General features: G+C 38.4%; 21 protein-coding genes, 2 tRNA genes and 1 other annotated feature. Of the genes, 8 read left to right on the plus strand and 15 right to left on the minus strand.

All coding sequences use genetic code 11. The features are described from left to right. The first annotated feature begins 77 nt into the window (after positions 1–77). From OCV65_RS11845 to OCV65_RS11880, 8 genes are all read left to right on the plus strand, one after another. Positions 78–148 (plus strand) — tRNA-Gln (locus tag OCV65_RS11845). Positions 149–189: 41 nt separating this feature from the next. Beyond that, positions 190–263, plus strand: a tRNA-Pro gene (locus tag OCV65_RS11850). Between the two features lie 272 nt (positions 264–535). Then, positions 536–1,393: a DMT family transporter gene (locus tag OCV65_RS11855; RefSeq protein WP_262582227.1), complete on the plus strand. Its 858-nt coding sequence runs from the start codon at positions 536–538 to the stop codon at positions 1,391–1,393. 18 nt (positions 1,394–1,411) lie between these two features. Then, entirely contained in the window at positions 1,412–3,424 is a 2,013-nt protein-coding gene (locus OCV65_RS11860; protein WP_262582228.1) for an LTA synthase family protein, read from the plus strand. Between the two features lie 71 nt (positions 3,425–3,495). After that, positions 3,496–3,734, plus strand: a binding site (T-box leader). A gap of 70 nt (positions 3,735–3,804) precedes the next feature. Then, on the plus strand, positions 3,805–4,377 hold the full coding sequence (locus tag OCV65_RS11865; protein ID WP_177999806.1) for a 2-oxoacid:acceptor oxidoreductase family protein: 573 nt from the start codon (positions 3,805–3,807) through the stop codon (positions 4,375–4,377). Further along, on the plus strand, positions 4,377–4,679 hold the full coding sequence (locus OCV65_RS11870; protein WP_262582230.1) for a 4Fe-4S binding protein: 303 nt from the start codon (positions 4,377–4,379) through the stop codon (positions 4,677–4,679). The genes OCV65_RS11865 and OCV65_RS11870 overlap by 1 nt, the downstream gene beginning before the upstream one ends. A 1-nt stretch (position 4,680) precedes the next feature. After that, the gene (porA, locus tag OCV65_RS11875) at positions 4,681–5,862 is read left to right on the plus strand and encodes a pyruvate ferredoxin oxidoreductase (RefSeq protein WP_262582231.1); all 1,182 of its coding nucleotides are present in this window, start codon (positions 4,681–4,683) and stop codon (positions 5,860–5,862) included. Positions 5,863–5,875: 13 nt separating this feature from the next. Then, positions 5,876–6,808 (plus strand): thiamine pyrophosphate-dependent enzyme, encoded by a 933-nt coding sequence (locus OCV65_RS11880; protein ID WP_262582232.1) that lies wholly within the window; start codon positions 5,876–5,878, stop codon positions 6,806–6,808. Between the two features lie 275 nt (positions 6,809–7,083). Here the strand turns inward: OCV65_RS11880 and OCV65_RS11885 are convergent, their stop codons facing one another. The 15 genes from OCV65_RS11885 to OCV65_RS11955 all read right to left on the minus strand — a co-directional run bounded on the left by OCV65_RS11885 (position 7,084) and on the right by OCV65_RS11955 (position 18,412). Then, positions 7,084–8,274: a site-specific integrase gene (locus tag OCV65_RS11885; protein ID WP_008393114.1), complete on the minus strand. Its 1,191-nt coding sequence runs from the start codon at positions 8,272–8,274 to the stop codon at positions 7,084–7,086. Positions 8,275–8,352: 78 nt separating this feature from the next. Next, complete coding sequence (locus OCV65_RS11890) at positions 8,353–8,556, minus strand: excisionase (RefSeq protein ID WP_004613735.1); 204 nt, start codon at positions 8,554–8,556, stop codon at positions 8,353–8,355. A 374-nt stretch (positions 8,557–8,930) separates the two neighbouring features. After that, positions 8,931–9,179 carry a helix-turn-helix domain-containing protein gene (locus OCV65_RS11895; RefSeq protein WP_002323370.1) on the minus strand — a complete coding sequence of 83 codons (249 nt, stop codon included), beginning with the start codon at positions 9,177–9,179 and terminating at the stop codon, positions 8,931–8,933. Between the two features lie 6 nt (positions 9,180–9,185). Next, complete coding sequence (locus OCV65_RS11900) at positions 9,186–9,602, minus strand: RNA polymerase sigma factor (protein WP_015530205.1); 417 nt, start codon at positions 9,600–9,602, stop codon at positions 9,186–9,188. Positions 9,603–10,001: 399 nt separating this feature from the next. Then, the gene (locus OCV65_RS11905) at positions 10,002–10,772 is read right to left on the minus strand and encodes an ABC transporter permease subunit (protein ID WP_055201495.1); all 771 of its coding nucleotides are present in this window, start codon (positions 10,770–10,772) and stop codon (positions 10,002–10,004) included. Beyond that, entirely contained in the window at positions 10,769–11,668 is a 900-nt protein-coding gene (locus OCV65_RS11910) for an ABC transporter ATP-binding protein (protein ID WP_044929915.1), read from the minus strand. The genes OCV65_RS11905 and OCV65_RS11910 overlap by 4 nt, the downstream gene beginning before the upstream one ends. Before the next feature lies 1 nt (position 11,669). Next, entirely contained in the window at positions 11,670–11,873 is a 204-nt protein-coding gene (locus OCV65_RS11915; RefSeq protein WP_008393108.1) for a PLDc N-terminal domain-containing protein, read from the minus strand. After that, entirely contained in the window at positions 11,866–12,600 is a 735-nt protein-coding gene (locus OCV65_RS11920; protein ID WP_055201494.1) for a MerR family transcriptional regulator, read from the minus strand. The genes OCV65_RS11915 and OCV65_RS11920 overlap by 8 nt, the downstream gene beginning before the upstream one ends. Before the next feature lie 142 nt (positions 12,601–12,742). After that, positions 12,743–12,967 carry a hypothetical protein gene (locus OCV65_RS11925; protein ID WP_055201493.1) on the minus strand — a complete coding sequence of 75 codons (225 nt, stop codon included), beginning with the start codon at positions 12,965–12,967 and terminating at the stop codon, positions 12,743–12,745. 144 nt (positions 12,968–13,111) lie between these two features. Continuing rightward, a complete protein-coding gene (locus OCV65_RS11930; RefSeq protein ID WP_007286197.1) occupies positions 13,112–14,116 on the minus strand; it encodes a sensor histidine kinase in 1,005 nt (334 codons plus the stop codon). Then, positions 14,113–14,772, minus strand: coding sequence for a response regulator transcription factor (locus OCV65_RS11935; RefSeq protein ID WP_009264385.1), 660 nt, complete (start codon positions 14,770–14,772; stop codon positions 14,113–14,115). The genes OCV65_RS11930 and OCV65_RS11935 overlap by 4 nt, the downstream gene beginning before the upstream one ends. Positions 14,773–14,830: 58 nt before the next feature. After that, positions 14,831–16,798 (minus strand): ABC transporter permease, encoded by a 1,968-nt coding sequence (locus OCV65_RS11940; RefSeq protein WP_055201492.1) that lies wholly within the window; start codon positions 16,796–16,798, stop codon positions 14,831–14,833. Then, complete coding sequence (locus OCV65_RS11945; RefSeq protein ID WP_003061398.1) at positions 16,788–17,558, minus strand: ABC transporter ATP-binding protein; 771 nt, start codon at positions 17,556–17,558, stop codon at positions 16,788–16,790. The genes OCV65_RS11940 and OCV65_RS11945 overlap by 11 nt, the downstream gene beginning before the upstream one ends. Before the next feature lie 166 nt (positions 17,559–17,724). Continuing rightward, entirely contained in the window at positions 17,725–17,955 is a 231-nt protein-coding gene (locus tag OCV65_RS11950) for a hypothetical protein (protein ID WP_008393102.1), read from the minus strand. A gap of 31 nt (positions 17,956–17,986) precedes the next feature. Next, positions 17,987–18,412, minus strand: a complete 426-nt coding sequence (locus OCV65_RS11955; RefSeq protein ID WP_008393101.1) for a hypothetical protein — start codon at positions 18,410–18,412, stop codon at positions 17,987–17,989. Positions 18,413–18,582 lie beyond the last annotated feature (170 nt).

Raw genomic sequence — 18,582 nt, forward strand, 5'->3', positions numbered from 1 at the left:
TTAAAAAATTTAAAAAAGTACTTGCATTTTAGAAAAGTTCTGCTATAATAATATTTGTCGCTGATGCGAAACACTATTGCGGATTGGTGTAATGGCAGCACAGCAGACTCTGACTCTGTTAGTAGAGGTTCGAGTCCTCTATCCGTAGCTACTAAGATCGGATACATCATATGTATCCGATTCTTGAATCGGAGTGTGGCTCAGCTTGGTAGAGCGCTACGTTCGGGACGTAGAGGTCGCAAGTTCAAATCTTGTCACTCCGACTATTATGAAAAGTCATAAGACTTGTTAATTCAGGTTTTATGGCTTTTTATTTATGTGAAAGAATATATCAAATAAGATTGTTATGCTGTTTGGAAATCGATAATTAGTATATGTATTCAGCCCTATGATTAATCAAACATGTTTTATTAGTAATCAAAACTGTTTGATTAATCATGGGGCTGAAACTATATATAAAGGTGTTTTATTATGTCAAAAAACAGAGTATAATCATAAAGATTGATTTAAAAATGTTGATAGAGTGAGGCAAAAGATGAGGGAAAATAACAAAAAGAGTATTTTATTTTTGCATGTGGCGGTTATGCTGTTTGGCTTTTCGGGGGTGCTAGCACAGTATGTGCAGGTTCCGGCTGTGCTGGTGGCGATGGGGCGAGTCATTTGTTCGTCATTGTTACTTCTGGCAATATCGCTTGTGAAGAAGGACAAGCTGACACTGGAATCAAAAAAGGATTATGCATTGATTATCGGAACCGGTGTGATCATGGCGATTCACTGGTCCAGCTTCTTTCAGGCAATCCAGGTGTCATCGGTAGCGATCGGAACGATCACATTTTCTACATTTCCACTGTTTCTGACGTTTATGGAGCCGGTCGTGTTCAAAGAAAAGCTTCGGGCGAGGAGCGTGATCAGCGCAGTGATTCTGCTGGCTGGCGTGTATATTACGGTGCCGGAATTTTCTGTGGAGAATAAGGTGACCGTGGGAATTCTGTGGGGAATGTTGTGTAGCTTTACCTATGCAATTATGACGCTGGGTAACCGTTATTTTTCAAAAAAATATACAGGACGGATCATTTGCCTGTATGAGCAGGGAACAGCGGCGATTGTACTTCTTCCTGCGCTGTGGCTTGTGAAAGTGGAGTGGAGACCGGTTGATATTGCAGGTGTGGCGGCTATTGGTTTCGTATGCACGGCGATTGCATATTCATTATATGTATCTGCACAGAAGGGTGTGCGCGCGCAGACGGCGGGAATTATATCAGGAATGGAAACGGTCTATGGAATCATCTTTGCATTTGTTTTTCTGCGGGAAGTTCCGACTGTGAGAGAATTGATCGGAGGAGCAGTGATCCTTGGCGTGGCATTGTATTCTTCTTTGAAAGCAGATGATTAGGAGGAATTGAGAGCAATTATGAGAGTACGAAAGATAACGATGCCCGTTTACTTTTCTATAGTAATCTTATATCTGGAAATGGTATTTCATATATACGAATTCAGATCATTGTCCGGCGGCTTCTTTTTTATGACGCTGTTTTCGGTAATGGGTGGTGTGCTTATCGGAGCATTGATCGGGAAAATGAGGGAACGCGCAGCATATATTGTGACGATCGTTGTCACGGCGGTATTGTGTCTGTTTTTCTGCGCTGAGATCGTATACAAATCCGTTTTTCAGAAATTCCTAGCATTATTCAGTATGCTGGGCGTGGCAGGACAGGCATTTGATTTTATGGATGTGATCGGTAAGAACGTTCTGCTGACGATCGGCGGTTTGATTCTGTTGTGGCTGCCGATGATCTTTCTGATTATCGGAAAACGGAAGAACGTGATCGTATTTCGACAGTATTCCTGGAAGGAAAGCATGAAAAGAATCGCATTAGCAGCGGAAATGTATCTGGCAGCAATTCTGATCCTTGGCTGTATGAGCCAGGAACCGTACAGCTTGAATGATATCTATTATCATAACGTGTCTACAGATTTGACAGTGGAACAGTTTGGTGTATTGACGACAAATCGTCTGGATGCCTGGTATCAAGTGGCAGGAAAACCAATGCGGACATTGCAGATGGCAGTGGCAGATGATGCAGATAAGAAAAATGATAAGAAAGATGCGGATGGAAAAGATAGCGGAATCGATACGTCACCGAATATCATGGATATTGATTTTGATGGAATCCTTGCAGCATCACCGAATGATTCTGTGACACAGCTGACCCAGTATTTTCAGGCACAGAGCGGTACCAATAAGAACGAGTACACAGGCATGTTTGAGGGATATAACGTGATCTTTATTACAGCAGAAGGATTTAGCGGATATGTGATCGATGAAGAGCGGACTCCGATGCTGTATAAGTTGAAGAACGAGGGATTTGTGTTCAATCATTATTATACACCGGGGTGGTATGGCAGTACTTCGGATGGCGAGTATGCGAATCTGACCGGATTGTTACCTACAGACGGGATCGTCTCTATGCGTGAAGCGGGTGAGAACGGTAATAATATGTTCTTTACGCTGGGCAGACAGCTGGAGAGAAACGGATATACGTTGAACGGATTCCACAACAATGATTATACGTATTATGGACGTGATAAGTCACATCCTAATATGGGATACAACTGGTATGGAACAGGTAACTGGTTTCAGCCGGAGAAGACCGAAAGTGGCAAGGATTACTGGCCGCAGTCGGATGTACAGTTGATGCTGCAGAGTATGGATATGTACATGGATCAGGAGCCGTTCCATACATACTATATGACAGTCAGCGGACACATGATGTACGATGTGAACAGCAATCAGATGGCATATAAGAATTACGATCAGGTGGCAGATCTTCCATATTCCGAGACGACAAAAGGATATCTGGCGTGCCAGCTGGAACTGGAAAAAGCACTGGAGACGCTGGTTGTAGAACTGGAAGACCGTGGGCTTGCAGATCATACGGTGATCGTACTCGGTGCGGATCACATACCATATGACGATAAGCCGGTGTGTGATGAACTGGCAGGACATGAACTGGATCCAGGTGTGGAGTGGTATCAAAATGATCTGATCATCTGGTCCGGCAGCATGAAAGAGCCGGTGCAGGTGGATAAATACTGCTACGATGTAGATATACTTCCGACTATTTCCAACCTGCTGGGTCTGGAATATGATTCCCGTCTGATGGTTGGGCAGGATATTTTATCAGACAGTGAGCAGCTTGTATGCTTCCCGAATCGCAGCTTCATTTCCGGGAAATGCATCTACAATGCGGTCAATGGTTCGGTAACGCCGCTGACAGATGAGGAAGTGACGCAGGAATATCTGGATCAGATGTCGGCAGTCGTCTATGATAAATTCAGTGTATCCGAGATGGTATTGCACGAGAATTATTATCAGTATCTGGATGGTCACATTTCTTTCAAAAGCGACGAAAAAAGTAATTGACGTACTGGAAAAAATAGGATAAAATCACATTAAGCGTAAAACAGATTGCGCTCTAAAATTTGATTTGTGATTTAAATTCTATGAAGAGAAAGAGTAGAAGAACGGATATGTTCTACAGAGAGCTGTCGTTGGTGCGAGACAGTGAAGATACCACTTTGAAGATCATCTCTGAGAATGGAGACTGAAGTAAGTGTAAGTTTCCACGGGCGTTTCCCGTTACAGGAATTGCGTATGTTAGTGCGCGAGACAACTTGTTTGTTAGAACAGGGTGGTTGCGGAAGATAGAAGATTAGAAAGATCCGTCCCTAGTTGGGGCGGATCTTATTTTATATCATCGGACCGCATCATCCGGTAAATACACACAGAAAGGATGAAAGAAGATGAGTAACCACACAGAGATCAGATGGCATGGCCGTGGCGGCCAGGGTGCCAAGACTGCTGCGCTTCTGCTGGCAGACGTAGCATTTCAGACCGGTAAATACGTACAGGGCTTTCCGGAGTATGGTCCGGAGCGTATGGGCGCACCGATCACAGCTTATAACCGTATCAGTGATACCGTGATCCGTTCACATTCCAACATTTACGACCCACAGTATGTAGTCGTTGTTGACGAATCCCTGCTGGAGTCGGTAGATGTGACCAGTGGATTAAAAGAAGATGGAGCGATTCTGGTCAACACAGAACGCAGCAAAGAAGAGATCATTCCGCATCTGAAAGGCTATAAGGGAGATGTGTATGTAATCGATGCCAAGAAGGTATCCATGGCAACGCTTGGTAAATATTTCCCGAATACACCGCTTCTGGCAGCAATCGTAAAAGTAGCAGGAATCATGGATAAAGAGACATTCTTACGTGAGATGCAGGCTTCTTTCCGTCACAAATTTGCCAGCAAGCCGGAGGTAATCGATGGTAACATGAAGGCTCTTGAAATGGCATTTGAGGAGGTACACTAATGGCAACAGATATCAGCAAATTAGGATTAAAAGCAAAATGGCAGGATCTGACCGAAGGTATGGTAATTGCCGGTTTGGGTACTTCCAAAGACTTTATGACAGGAGAATGGACACATGTGAAACCGGAATTTATCGCAGATAAATGTAAGCAGTGTCTATTATGCGCACCGGTCTGTCCGGACAGCTGCATTCCGATCAAGGATATGAAACGTGGAGAATTTGATTATGATCACTGCAAAGGATGCGGTATTTGCGTAAAGGCATGCCCATTCGGCGCAATTACAATGGAAGGAGTGAAATAAGATGGGAAAAAGAGATCGTTTGTCAGGTAATGAAGCCGTAGCAATCGCGCTTCGTCAGATTAATCCGGATGTATTTCCGGCATTTCCAATCACACCGTCTACGGAGATTCCGCAGTATTTTGCTTCTTTCGTAGCAAATGGACAGGTAGATACAGAATTTATTCCAGTAGAGAGTGAGCACAGTTCTATGAGTGCTGCAATCGGAGCATCCGCAGCAGGAGCAAGAGCACTGACTGCAACATCTTCCTGCGGTATGGCATATATGTGGGAGGAACTATACATTGCAGCTTCTAACCGTCTGCCGTTAGCATTGGCACTGGTGAACCGTGCACTGTCAGGTCCGATCAACATCAACTGCGATCATTCCGACAGTATGGGCGCAAGAGATTCCGGATGGATCCAGATGTATGCAGAGAACAACCAGGAAGCATACGACAACATGGTTCAGGCGTTCCGCATTTCTGAGCACAAGGATGTACGTCTTCCAATTATGATCTGTCAGGATGGTTTCATCACCAGTCACGCAGTAGAGAATATTGAACTGCTGGAAGATGCTGAGGTCAAAGGCTTCGTAGGCGAGTATGAGCCGGAGAATTATCTGCTGAATCCAGAGTGTCCGATGGCTGTCGGTCCTTACTCTGTGACAGACTTCTATATGGAAGCAAAGAGAAATCAGGCAGAAGGCATGAAGCATGTAGAGAAGGTTGTACTGGATGTTGCGAAAGAATTTGCTGAGATGTCCGGAAGAGAATACGGCTTGTTTGAGGCATACAAGCTGGAAGATGCTGACCGTGCAGTTGTCATGATCGGTTCGGCAGCAGGTACAACAAAGGATGCGATCGATAAGCTGAGAGCGCAGGGAGAGAAAGTCGGACTTCTGAAGATTCGTCTGTACCGTCCGTTCCCGGCAGAGGCAATTGCAGAAGCACTGAAAAATGTCAAAGCAGTCGCTGTTATGGATCGTGCTGAGGGATACACCAACCACGGCGGACCGCTTGGATCTGATGTGATGGCAGCAATGTTCCGTGCAAGAAGCACAGCACTTGCAACTAACATCATTTACGGACTTGGCGGACGTGACGTACGCGTAGAAGATATGGAACAGGTATTTGCAGATCTGCAGACCATGATCGATAACGATAATGCAGGCGAGACCTATCGTTACATGGGTATCAGAGAGTAAGGAGGGACGACAAATGGCTTATAATTTCAAAGAGACAATGAATAAACCGGAACGTCTGGCTCCGGGACACAGAATGTGTGCAGGCTGCGGCGGTACGATCGCAGTTCGTAACGTACTTCGCGGACTTCATGAAGGAGACAAGGTAGTCATCGGTAATGCAACCGGATGTCTGGAAGTATCTACATTTACATACCCATACGTATCATGGGAAGACAGCTACATCCACAATGCATTTGAAAATGCAGGATCTACCATGAGTGGTGTAGAGGGTGCGTACAAGGCACTGAAGAGAAAAGGCAAACTGGATGAGACTTATAAGTTCATTACATTCGGCGGTGACGGCGGTACTTATGATATCGGTCTGCAGTCTCTGTCAGGTGCAATGGAGAGAAATCACGACATGGTATATGTCTGCTACGATAACGGTGCTTACATGAACACAGGTATCCAGCGCTCATCTGCAACACCAATGTTTGCAGACACTACGACGACACCGGTAGGAAGTGAGAGTAATGGTAAGCCGCAGAACAGAAAAGATCTGGCTGCAATTATCGCTGACCACGACATTCCGTATGTAGCACAGACGACATTTGTTCAGAACTTCAAGGATCTGCACATCAAGTCTGAAAAAGCAATCTACACACCGGGCGCAGCGTTCCTGAACATTATGGCACCGTGTCCGCGTGGATGGAGATATAACACACCGGATATCATGGAGATCTGTAAGCTGGGCGTAGAGACATGCTACTGGCCACTGTTTGAGGTCGTAGAGGGCAAATGGATCCTGAACTACGAGCCGAAGAAGAAGCTTCCGGTAGAAGAATTCCTGAAGAAACAGGGAAGATTCAAACATCTCTTCAAACCAGGCAACGAGTACCTGATTGAAGCATTCCAGAAGGAAGTAGACAGAAGATGGGAAGATCTGCTGTACAAATGCTCAAGATAGAGTGTAATAAGATCAATATTAGCTGAATATCAGATAAGAACAGGGAGAGACCGTATGGACTCTCCCTGTTGTGTGTGGTTTATTAACTCGTTTTTTTGTAAAAAACTTACTAAATTTCTGATTATCTTTTCATAAGTTGGTAAATGACGATATATCCCGTATTTTAGGGCTTTATCGGTATTTTCTTTTCGGAAGATACCTTGCATAAGCTGGCATTTACCAGCATGAAAATGCAACCAAAAGTAGTAAATGAGTAGTAAATATACGCTCCGATATTAACAAGCCAGTCTTTCCAGTTCTGCTTTTGCAGATTGAAATGTACCGTGTGCATAATAGCCAAGTGTCATGGTTATGTTGGCGTGTCCCATGAGATATTGCAGGGTGTTTGGGTTCATTCCTCTGTTTGCCATATTCGTACAATAAGTATGTCGGAATGAATGTGGTGTGATGTTCGGTAACTTGTCCGTGTGATATTTGTTATACTTCTTAATCAGCCCTCGCACCATACCCTCATAGTTTCCTGCAACCTTAGGCAAGCCCTCACGGTTTAAGAATAGAAAATTGCTGTAACCACCTACAATCAGCGGTTGTGCCTTTCCTCTGTTCTTTAGTATTCTTTGGATTGCTTGATAAGCCCGTTCTGTCAATGGAAGTTCCCGTTTTCCGTTTTTGGTTTTTGGCGTTTCAATATAGTAGCCGATTTCGCTGTCTTTCAATAACTGGTGGTCTATATTGAGTATTTTGTTCTGCATATCAATATGCGTCGTCAGTCCGCAAAATTCAGAAATACGAAGTCCCGTTTCCAACAGAAGCACAACCTCATCATAATACTTGCTGTAAATCTTATCCTTTTCCATAAAGGCAAGCAGGCGTTCTTCCTGCTCTGGTGTAAGGATAACTTTATGCTCTGTATCATCTTCCAGAACATCACTTAGTTTAAATTCAAATGGGTTCTTTCTGATACAGTCGTCTTGTATCGCCATGTAAAATGACGCTTTCAAGGAACGCTTATAGTTATCAATCGTTTTATAGGCATATCCTTTTTCGCTCATTCTGATAGCCCATTCTTTAGCGTCCGACTGCTTAACAGTATCAATCGCCCTCATACCCAATGGGTCATTTTTCAAAGCGTTCATAAGATACTGTCGTCCCTTTTCAGTAGCCCTCTTGATGTTCTTTCTTTGGCTGTTCTTCTTGTCGTAGAGCTGGCAGACTGTCATTTTACCGCCTGCTGTGTCGATACCGTCGTTAAGGTCTTTTTTTATCTGTGCTTCTTTTTCCCTCAATGAAATATCATCACGTTTTCCAGCAGGTGTCTTGTCTGTAGGTACAAGTTTCCAAGAATAGATAAATTGTGGCTTTCCGTATATATCGGTATATTTATAAACGTATCTTCCGTCTTTTCGCTGGCTCTCTCCATTACGCAAATTGCGATTTTTACTGTCTTTTCGTTTCACATTAGACATAGTGTAAAGCTCCTTTCCGTCATGGAATGAGCCGTGATACGCTATACTTTATTATACCATATCTACGGCTCAATGACATTAGATTTCGTCCAATGTATCTATGATTTTTTCAAATTGCTTTCGCTTAATCTGAATACGGTTACCATTCACGATAACCCAGCCAGCGTCAATGTTTTCTTCGGCTAATTTACGCAATTTTTTTTCGCCAATGCGGAAGTATTTAGACGCTTCTTCAATCGTCAGTGTATATTTTTCCCAGATAGGCACATCAGTATTGTTCATAATCTATGCACCCCCTTTACTGTGTGTTGTTTTTTACAAGCAGACAGACGGCTTTGGAAAGCTCCATTAGTATCTCAACTATTCCCATTCTTGTGGGCAGAACCGCGCCATGCGGACGTATCATTATTCTGTGAGGATAGGTCATGGCAAAACGACTTTTCCAACAGTCGCTCTCGGATCACTGCGTGGGTCGCTCGCTTTCTTTTGGAAAGGTCGTGGCGTACAGTCCCCGTGGCTCGCTATCTCACAAACGTATCTGTCTGCTTTATTCAGTTGTCAAAGAGCTGTGGCGAAAGCGTGTTGCTTTCATGTAAAAGCAGGTGCAGAGCAGGAAAGAGGGGATTGAACCAATCATGCTCTGCGGTTACTGCTTGTTATTCTTCTTCGATTTCTAAGGCAATATCAAACCCTAAAATCATTTTAATAAGTGCTTCTCTGATGAGTCCCTTTAACTCCATATCTACAACAATATAAACATTGCCGTATTCATCATAGAGTGGACGCAGACAGCACTTTGATATGTACGGGTCATAAAATGCCAGTATCTTTTCAATCGCTTTTTCGTCCCCGTCCATTGCTTGTGAAAGCAAATAGTAGGACGGCTTCTTCATTGTGTGTTTCATTTGCTATCATTTCTCCTTTAGTATTTTTTTCATAAGCTCTAGTGAATTGTGTCGGTTTTGAAAAACACCACTTCTTGAAATATTTTGTCTTTTTGCAATCTCGGTATCGCTCATTTCCAAGAAATAATACATCAGCAAATTTTCTCGATTACGCTCAGACAAATGTTTCAAGGCTTCTGCCAGTTCATCATCACAAATACGAATATCACTACCGCATACATTGAAAATCGTATAGTCCGTATCATAGTCGTCCCAGACAGCCAGACTTTCTACAACGATTTCTGGAAGTTCACAAAAAAGCGTTTCTTCCTTTTGTCGTCGCTTTAATTTCTTCTGATAGTCCTTAACAACATGTCGGACAACTTTCTTCAAACAACTTTCAAAACGGCATTGAACTGTTTTCTGGAAGTCAGACGGTTTCATCAATCGCACCCCCTTTCCGTTACGACGTGAAAAGTGGTTATCCCTCTTTCCGCACCATATAGGGAACGGCAGGTGTGATTTGCTAAGTTGAAACCGAAAAAATTTAAAAATTTTTTTAGGCATGAAAAAAGCCCGCACAAAACATATAGTTTTATACGAGCTATTAAAGCTATAAAATATTCAGTTTTTAATAAAAAGCTGTTAGGTAGTGTATGATTGTATAGAATTTCGCTTAAAATGTTCCATAATACAATCCCCCTTAAAGCACCTTAATAATGTTAGTGTAGTTTTGAAAGGAAACTGTTATAAAAATCAAATCACATATTTTTTCCACCTATGCCAATTAAAATAAATAATCATCAAAAAGTAATATAATAATATAACTTGAAAGTCTAAGCATTATAACTGTTTTCTATTCATTACAGTAATACTTACAATCAAACAAATAACGACCAATAAAATAGTTATAAGGACTGCAATTCCATAATCTTCAATAGATTTAGTACCAATCAGCAAAGAAGCACTTTCCATTAGAGTAGTCGGAGTGTATTTCCAAGCTTTAGGAAAAAAGCTAATAAGATACACACCTAGAACACTGCCACCAGTCCCTAAAAGCACTCCCGTATAACTTTTAACAAGAACGGAAAATAAAACAATAAGACCTATTATCCATACCCCAAACAACCACCAATGTACCATAGCAGGCAGTAGTCCAACAGCAATACTGTTATCCCAAAAAAAGGCGTTATATCCATAAGTTACAGCAAAGCATAACAAATACCCAATCGTCCACATTGTAAACATCACAAAAAATTTTGCAAATACTACTTTATAGCGAGATAGTCCTTTAGTTAAAATAAGTATAAGAGTATTTGTTTCATATTCCTTTGTAAATATTCCGCTATACAGAAACACAAATACAATTAACGCAATAGGAATGTTTTTGAAAAACTGTGTCCACGACGTAAGAGCATTCACTGTAACTTCTGTAACCATCATTCCCTGTTCTGCCAAAGAATCAGAAAGCGTTTCTAACATCCACGGCGTAAGTTTTGCAATTGCTGGATTCATAATGCCAAAAATCAAAAACAGAATACAGAAAAATGTAAGTTCTCCACTTCTGATACATTCAAAAATTTCTTTTTTAAAAAAAGCAATAAACGATTTCACTTTGACACCACCTCCATAAATAGAGATTCTAGTGAGGGTTCAACACGCTCGATTTTAGAAATTAATATTTTATGTTCTGTAATAAATTCAAGCACTTCAAACATTTTAAATTGTTCGCCCAAGAATAAAAGAGTATCTTTTGCGGTTAATTGAGCGTCTGTGAATACACTAGAAAGATATTCAGCGTCGTCTGCTTTTATTGTTTCCACAATAAATTCGTGTGAAGAACACACATTTTTTAAATCGGCAACTGCTCCTTGCATAGCTATTTTTCCATTATTTAAAAAAGCAACATCTGTGCAGATTCGTTCAACATCAGATAAAATATGTGTTGAAAACAATACCGTTGTCTGTTTTTTGGAAGAAAGTAGAATATCAAGTATCTCCTTTCTTCCAATCGGGTCGAGTGCAGAAGTCGGTTCATCACAAATCAAAATTTTGGGGCGTCCAAGAAGTGCTTGTGCAATCCCAAGTCGTTGCTTCATTCCCCTTGAAAACCCTCTAATACGATGATTTTCTTTGGAAAGACCAACAAGAGTTAAAAGTTCATCACTTCTTTTTTCAATGTCGTTTTTTCCCATTTCCAAACTTTCTCCACATAATCTAAGATATTCTCTTGCTGTCATAAAGGAGTAAAACTCTGGAACATCAGGAAGATACCCAATATAACGATTAGTTGCAGTTTGTCCGTATTTTACCCTTTCACCAGATACAAATACTTCACCCCTGTCCGACTTTAGAAGCCCTAAGATTATTTTCATTGTTGTTGTCTTGCCAGCACCATTTTCCCCTACAAAACCAAAAACACTATGTTCGGGTACAGATAAATTTAACCCTGTCAAAACTTCTTTATCCCCAAAATGTTTCTTTAAGTTTGTGATACGAAGCATATCCACGTTAAGAATCCTCCTTCCCAAGCAAGAAATAAAGGATAGGTCCAATAAATTGCATACCAACAATCACAACAATAAGCCATAAAGTACGATTACCTCTTTTATAGCTCTTATGAGTTAGAATATGATAAAGTGTATACGCCAGCAGGGCTAATTCTGAGATTACTAACGGTACTAAAAACGGTAAAAATTCAGTAACATTATTCATTATTTTTTTCCTCCTCTCGATAGGTTTCAACACAAAAACCATGATATCCACAACTGGTACACGTCAGTTTTCTGAGCGTCATGGAATGATTTGAAAAAATAAACTCTTTCAGATGAGGTTTAAATATCTCATGACACTGTGGACAGATATATACTATCCTTTTTGATAAAAATCGTATTATAAAAATTGCATATGGAATCGCTACCAAGATATATCCCCAAAATAACCACTGTATTCCAGTAGTAATCCATAAAATAATACTAACCCACTGAATTATATTTAGGGGAATACCTGTTATCAACAGAACTGCGTGTAACTGCTTCATTTTCTTTTTGTTTTCCATTGCATAAGCTATATCTCCGATTGATTCAACAGAGAAATTTTCTATTCCTTTCAGTGCTTTCTTTATGCCCTCTAGCATAGCAAGTTGCTCTTGTCTTTCTTTTACTTCATTTTGAAGAAGTTGCTCTTGCTTTTCAAGCAAAACAGAAATAACCCTGCTAGGATTACTTTCAGATAACAATTCTCCTATGCTTTTAATTGAAATACCTGCATCACGGAGAAAGCAAATGATTTTCAGTTTTTTATAATCATCTTCTGAATAAAGTCGTCTGCCACCTTCAGAAAGTTCACTAGGTATTAAGATACCACGTTCATCATAATACTGCACTGTTCTAACAGATACTCCACAAAGCTTTGCTATTTCTCCTGTCGTATATTTTAACATAGCTTTTTCCTCCTTTCTGTTTTCATTTTATGTCATTACGTAGCGTTACAAGCAATACGTTACGTGGGGTAATTTTTTAAACTTAATGTTCTATCACATAGTTTATACTGCAAATCCGCTTCGCAGGAAGCGGGATAAACATTTAAACCTTTGTCTTTTTGGTAAGCTTATAAATATATTCTTCTGGCGTAGGACGTTTATTTCCAAAATACTTTTTGAAATTTGCCTGCACTTCTGGATCAGTACTGTTCATAGCTTCGTCAATCGTTGCTTCAATATCAGCCCGAACATCAGCAAATGATACACTGCCAGCTTTTGCACCAGCTTTCAATGCTTTTTTTATATCACGTTTTTTTAGCCCTATCATGGTATCACTCCTAAATTCAATCGTCTATTACTGTAAAAAATAGTGTTCTATTAGGTGGAATTTGATTGCAAAGAATTGTACTTAAAGCTTTCCATAATGCAAGCCCACTTAAAGCACCGTATCAATGTTGGCATGGTTTTCAAATTACTCTGAAAAATTATGAACTGTTCCTTTTGGAAATATAATTGTCAGTCTTGTATATTCTTTTTCCGTAGAAGCAATATCCAATTTCAACCCCAACCTATCGCATAATTTTTTAGATAGATACAGTCCCATACCTGTTGCATTTGCCTTGTTTCTGTTAGAACCAGTAAAGCCTTTTTCAAATACACGGGATAAATCAGACGTTTTTATTCCACAGCCATTATCTTCAATTACAAGCAGTATATTTGTTCCGTTGTCTTGACTGTATATCGTCAGTTTGTTTTCCTGCTTGTCAAAATACTTAATCGCATTTTGCACGATTTGAGATAGAATGAATGTCAGCCATTTTTCATCAGTATATACAACATTCTCTATGTCATGGATATTGATAATTACTTTCCTTTCCATAAGTGAATGACGAAATTTCAGAATGACATTATGTATCACTTCGTCTAACTGCAACTGTTTTACAAAATAGTCCTTTTCCGTATTTTCACTCCTTGCATAGTAGAGCATTTGTTCCACCAACTGAAATATCTTGTCTGTTTCTTTTTTTAACGTGTAATTTTTCGTATTATCGAACGTCAAAGACAATGCTCCTATCGGTATTTTAATTTCATGGGCGAAACTTTCCACATATTCTTGATAATCCTGCTTTTCCTCTGTGATTTTACCGATTTCATCATTCATAGATTTGCAGGCTTTTTTTAGTGCGTAGTAATAGGCTTCATTTTGAAATTCTTTTGGCTTTGGTAAAACATCTGCAATATAGTAGGTTTCTTCCAGTCCGTCTACTAAATCAATAATATGTTGCGAAGCCTTACGTTTCTTCCGATACAAACACCATTGAAAAAGCCCTTGTATGCTGATGAACAGAATTACCAGCAATACAACAAATAGCGTATCTACACCGTAGAAAATCAAGAGAAATGCTACTAAGGCAAGAAAGAAAAGCTGAAACAATATCTCTGTTATTTTTTCTTCTAAGAATGTAAAAAAGCTCACAGTTTCCAACCCTTTCCTCGTATATTTTCCAATAAATGAACAATACCGATTTCTTTCATTTTCTTTTTTAGACGGGTCATATTAACCAGTAATACATTTTCGTCTAAATAATATTTGTCGTTCCACAGCTTTTCCAATAGTTCTTCCTTACTGATAACTTTATCTTCGTTCATAAAGAAGTAGTATAAAATACGAAATTCATTTCTTGTCAATTCAATGCTTTTCTCTTGATACTTCAAAATAGATAAATGTAAATCAAGGGTACAATCTTTTTTAACAAGCTCACGGAAATTATTCGGGTTTGATAACTGCAATGCACGCTTGATCTTCTCAAGAAGAATAAGCGTGTCATACGGCTTTGTGATAAAGTCAATTCCACCCACTTGAATACTTTTCAATTCGTCAGCATTTGTATCTCTGCTTGTTACAAAGATAATAGGTACTGGCATAGCTTGTTTTATTTTCCTGCATACTTCATAGCCATTTTCATACGGCAGGTTAATATCAAGCAAAACCAGCTCTACGCAATATTGCTTTAATTCCTCTGTCAGATTTTCAAAGTTAGTCAACAAGACTGTTTCATATCCTTGTGTGTTCAATAGTTTAGAAAGCTCCAGACGAGTGATTTCATCATCTTCGATAATTGCTATTCTCATTTCCACACCCCCTTGATTTACCATTATAATAATTCCACAGCAGGAGAGCTAGAAAAATCTAACTCTCCTCATTGATATTTCGTTTGAAACCGATATACGTTGCTATCCAGTAAATACTATAAATTAGGAAGAAGATAATTAAATTCAAGCCAAAGTACATTAGATAAAGGTGTTTATCTCCCAAAATTTGTTGATACACATTATTCAATGACGACATCATCACGAAAGAACATAATATTGCTGATATTGCAGGGACACAAAATAATATCAATAATTGTTTTCTGATTGTCTTAAATAGCGACTTGTCATTTATTCCTAATCTTCGCAAGGTCAGGTAGCGATATTTGTATTTAGTAGAGTCGCTCAATGATTGAACTGCCAAAATTGTCCCTACTGCGGAAATCAAGATAAATGCAATATACATAAACAGACTGACTACTATTGCAACCATTGCTTTTTGTTGTTCTATTTCTGCACCTCTTACGTTTACTCTATACGATTCGTCATTTATTTCTCCATTTTCATCAACCTTTACTAATTGATGTTGCATATCTTCTTTTATCTTATTTTCTAATTCTGCGTCTGTATCTTCTTTTGTATCTATAATCAAATGATTTTCTGATACTTCAAGTCCTTGAACATATTTATCTGGAAGTACAACAACAAATCTGCCAGTATTAGTTATAGAGTTCCAATAAGACTTAGTGTCATATCCTTTTAATTTCAAATTTTTATTTGCTACCGTTATGGTTTCAATATCTTTGTTATCTTCAACCTCATATGCAAACTTGCTATTTGTAACTATATAGTATTCGTTATCATTTAAAGAAAGCAACGGCATCTTTCTTAATTCTAGTAATCTATTATAATCACTTAACTTCAAGACTGGGTCAAAATCATAATATTCTGATTGGAAAAAATTTTGTACCTGATGATTCGGCTCTTTATAAATGTCGTACTCAATGGTATTATCAATCGTATATTCTTCTTCAATTACTCGAATATATTCATCAAATACCTGCTTATCATCAAAGAGTTGTACATCATATGGTGCATTTAAATTCACGCTGATATCATACGAAGCTTTGTTGATACTAGAATAATTCAGAGCCAGCAGTGAAATTAAAATCAACATAGACAATGTACCAAATGTGAAGCTCATTGTTCTTGCTTTAGAAGCAAATGTTCTTGCTACAAACAGATTATCATTTTGATATTTCATTTTTTTATTCTTTAACAAAACAGTCAAGAACATATCTGCACAAGTTGTAGATATACCATAAATGCTGATAATCAACATGATTACGCTTACCATCAAATAGGTAAGTGTTTCTTGCTTATTAAAATTATCCATAGTACAACGTGAATTCCAGAGAAAAAGAGAAATCGCACCAAGAATAATACTTAAAACAAAAATGACATTTCTTTTTTTACTGTCACGGAACATTTTCTTTTCATTTTGTTTATCAAAGTAAAGAAAATCACGTATCGTCATTTTACTTATTCTTCTTAATAGATTAAGTAAAACCAAAACATAAATAGTTAAAAAATAAATTATCAATAGTCCAATAGAAACAAAATTCAAAGAAATAAAGAGAGTTTTTGGAATACCCAGTAAGTTTACAATTACTAACGACACAAACTGGCTGAATAAAAAGCCAATAGGAATAGCTAATACAAATGCTAAAATTCCCAACAGTATATTTTCAATTATAACTAAGTGGGCAATTTCTTTTTTCTTAATGCCAAGAAGCATATATGTTCCTAATTCTTTACTTCTTTTTTCAAACATAAATTTCGTTGTATAGTTGATCAAAAAGCATATCACAAAAATAATAAGGATATTTACAGCGAACAATGAATTCTTAAATGCATCCATACTGGAACATAACTTTACAATTTCATCAGAACTTGCCACCAAATTAAAAGCAAATATAAGAGAAAAGGATGCAGTAACGGTTATCAGATAAATCAAATAATCTTTAATATTTCTTTTTGTATTTCTATACGCTAACTTACCTAACATTTCCCACTTCACCTCCGAGCAAGGTTAATATATCCAGTATTTCATTGAAGAAATCTTTTCTGCTTTTTTCCCCTCTGAAAATTTCATTGAATATTTTACCGTCTTTCAAGAACAAAATACGTTCACAGAAAGACGCACTAAACGGGTCATGTGTTACCATTAAAATAGTAGCCTGCATTTTCTTGTTGATTTCAGACATTGTTTCCAGTAATAATCTGGAAGCTTTTGAGTCCAAAGCTCCCGTCGGTTCATCAGCTAAAATCAGTTTCGGTTCATTGATTAAGGCTCTAGCACAAGCACAACGCTGTTTTTGTCCGCCAGAAACTTCATAAGGAAATTTCGATAAAATATCACGAATACCCAATTTATCGGCGATAGCATGAACTCTTTTCTCAATATCAGTAGGGTTCTGTTTGTTGATAACCAATGATAAAGAAATGTTTTCTCCAATCGTTAAAGTATCTAAAAGGTTGAAATCTTGAAAAATGAACCCTAGATTTTCACGTCTGAAATCAGCAAAATCTTTATCCTTGATTTTGGTAATATCTTGATTATTGACTGTAATGTGTCCGCTGGTTACAGTATCAATCGTAGAGATACAGTTTAATAGGGTAGTCTTTCCAGAACCACTAGCTCCCATGATTGCGACAAATTCGCCCTTATCTACATACATAGAAATACCGTCTACTGCCTTTGTGATATTTCCAGAGTTACCCCCGTAGTATTTTTTTACTTGCTCTAAATTTAAAATGTGTTCCATTAAAAATCGCTCCTTTCTTCCTGCCACATTTATTTGTTTTGGAATACAATTAAATTATAGCAAGGGCAGTATTCAATTACACTTACAGTTTTGAAAGTAAACAGAGAGTAAAAGAGCCGTGATAATGCAGATCACAATTCTGTGAAGCATTTCCACGACCCTTTTATTATAATTTTACCGTTGTCTTTTTCGTAATGGTATAAATGTATTCCTCTGGCGTAGGGCGTTTTTTTCCAAAATACTTTTTGAAATTTGCCTGCACTTCTGGGTCGGTGCTGTTCATAGCTTCATCAATCGTTGCTTCAATATCCGCCCGAACATCAGCCAATGATACACCGCCAGCTTTTGCTCCTGCTTTCAAGGCTTTTTTAATATCTCGTTTTTTAAGTCCTATCATAGTATTACCTCATCATAATTTAGCGAATGTTTTAAAAATGTTTTTCAAAATGTTTATACAGAACAATCCCTAAAAATGTTTGCAGTAGGAATAACCCAAAGATAACTCCTATAATCCAAGCTTCAATATGAAGTAACGCAAATACAAACGCAACAAACAAGTACACGAAGGTCATTATCTGATACACTAAAGAACCAGCTTTCATTCTTAAAAATACTTTTCTTTCATCAACATTATTGATGTGATTTTCTCTATTTATATTTTCCAATTTTTCTTTATTTTTTGGCATTTCATAATAACAAATTTTCAATAATTGAACACCAGAAGCAAAAGCTAAACCAAGCCCTATTGCATAAAAAAGTGTAGAGTAGTAGTCAGTATCAATAACGAAATATCCAAAACATATAAAGATTATGCCTATAATAATTTCAATGATAAATGGTAATTTTTTCTTCATTGTTAATTCCACCTTTCAAAAGACTACATTTTCTTATCTAAATAACGAGCTGTTATAACCCATGTGATTTGTCCGATAGTGATATTGTCAATATTGGTTTACACTTTATTCTCAAGAATGTTCGACCTTATGCAGCCCCCTGCAGTGAAGCATAGTATTGCTGTCGTTTA

This window comes from Dorea ammoniilytica (assembly GCF_025567415.1).
GTDB classification, from domain to species: domain Bacteria; phylum Bacillota; class Clostridia; order Lachnospirales; family Lachnospiraceae; genus Claveliimonas; species Claveliimonas ammoniilytica.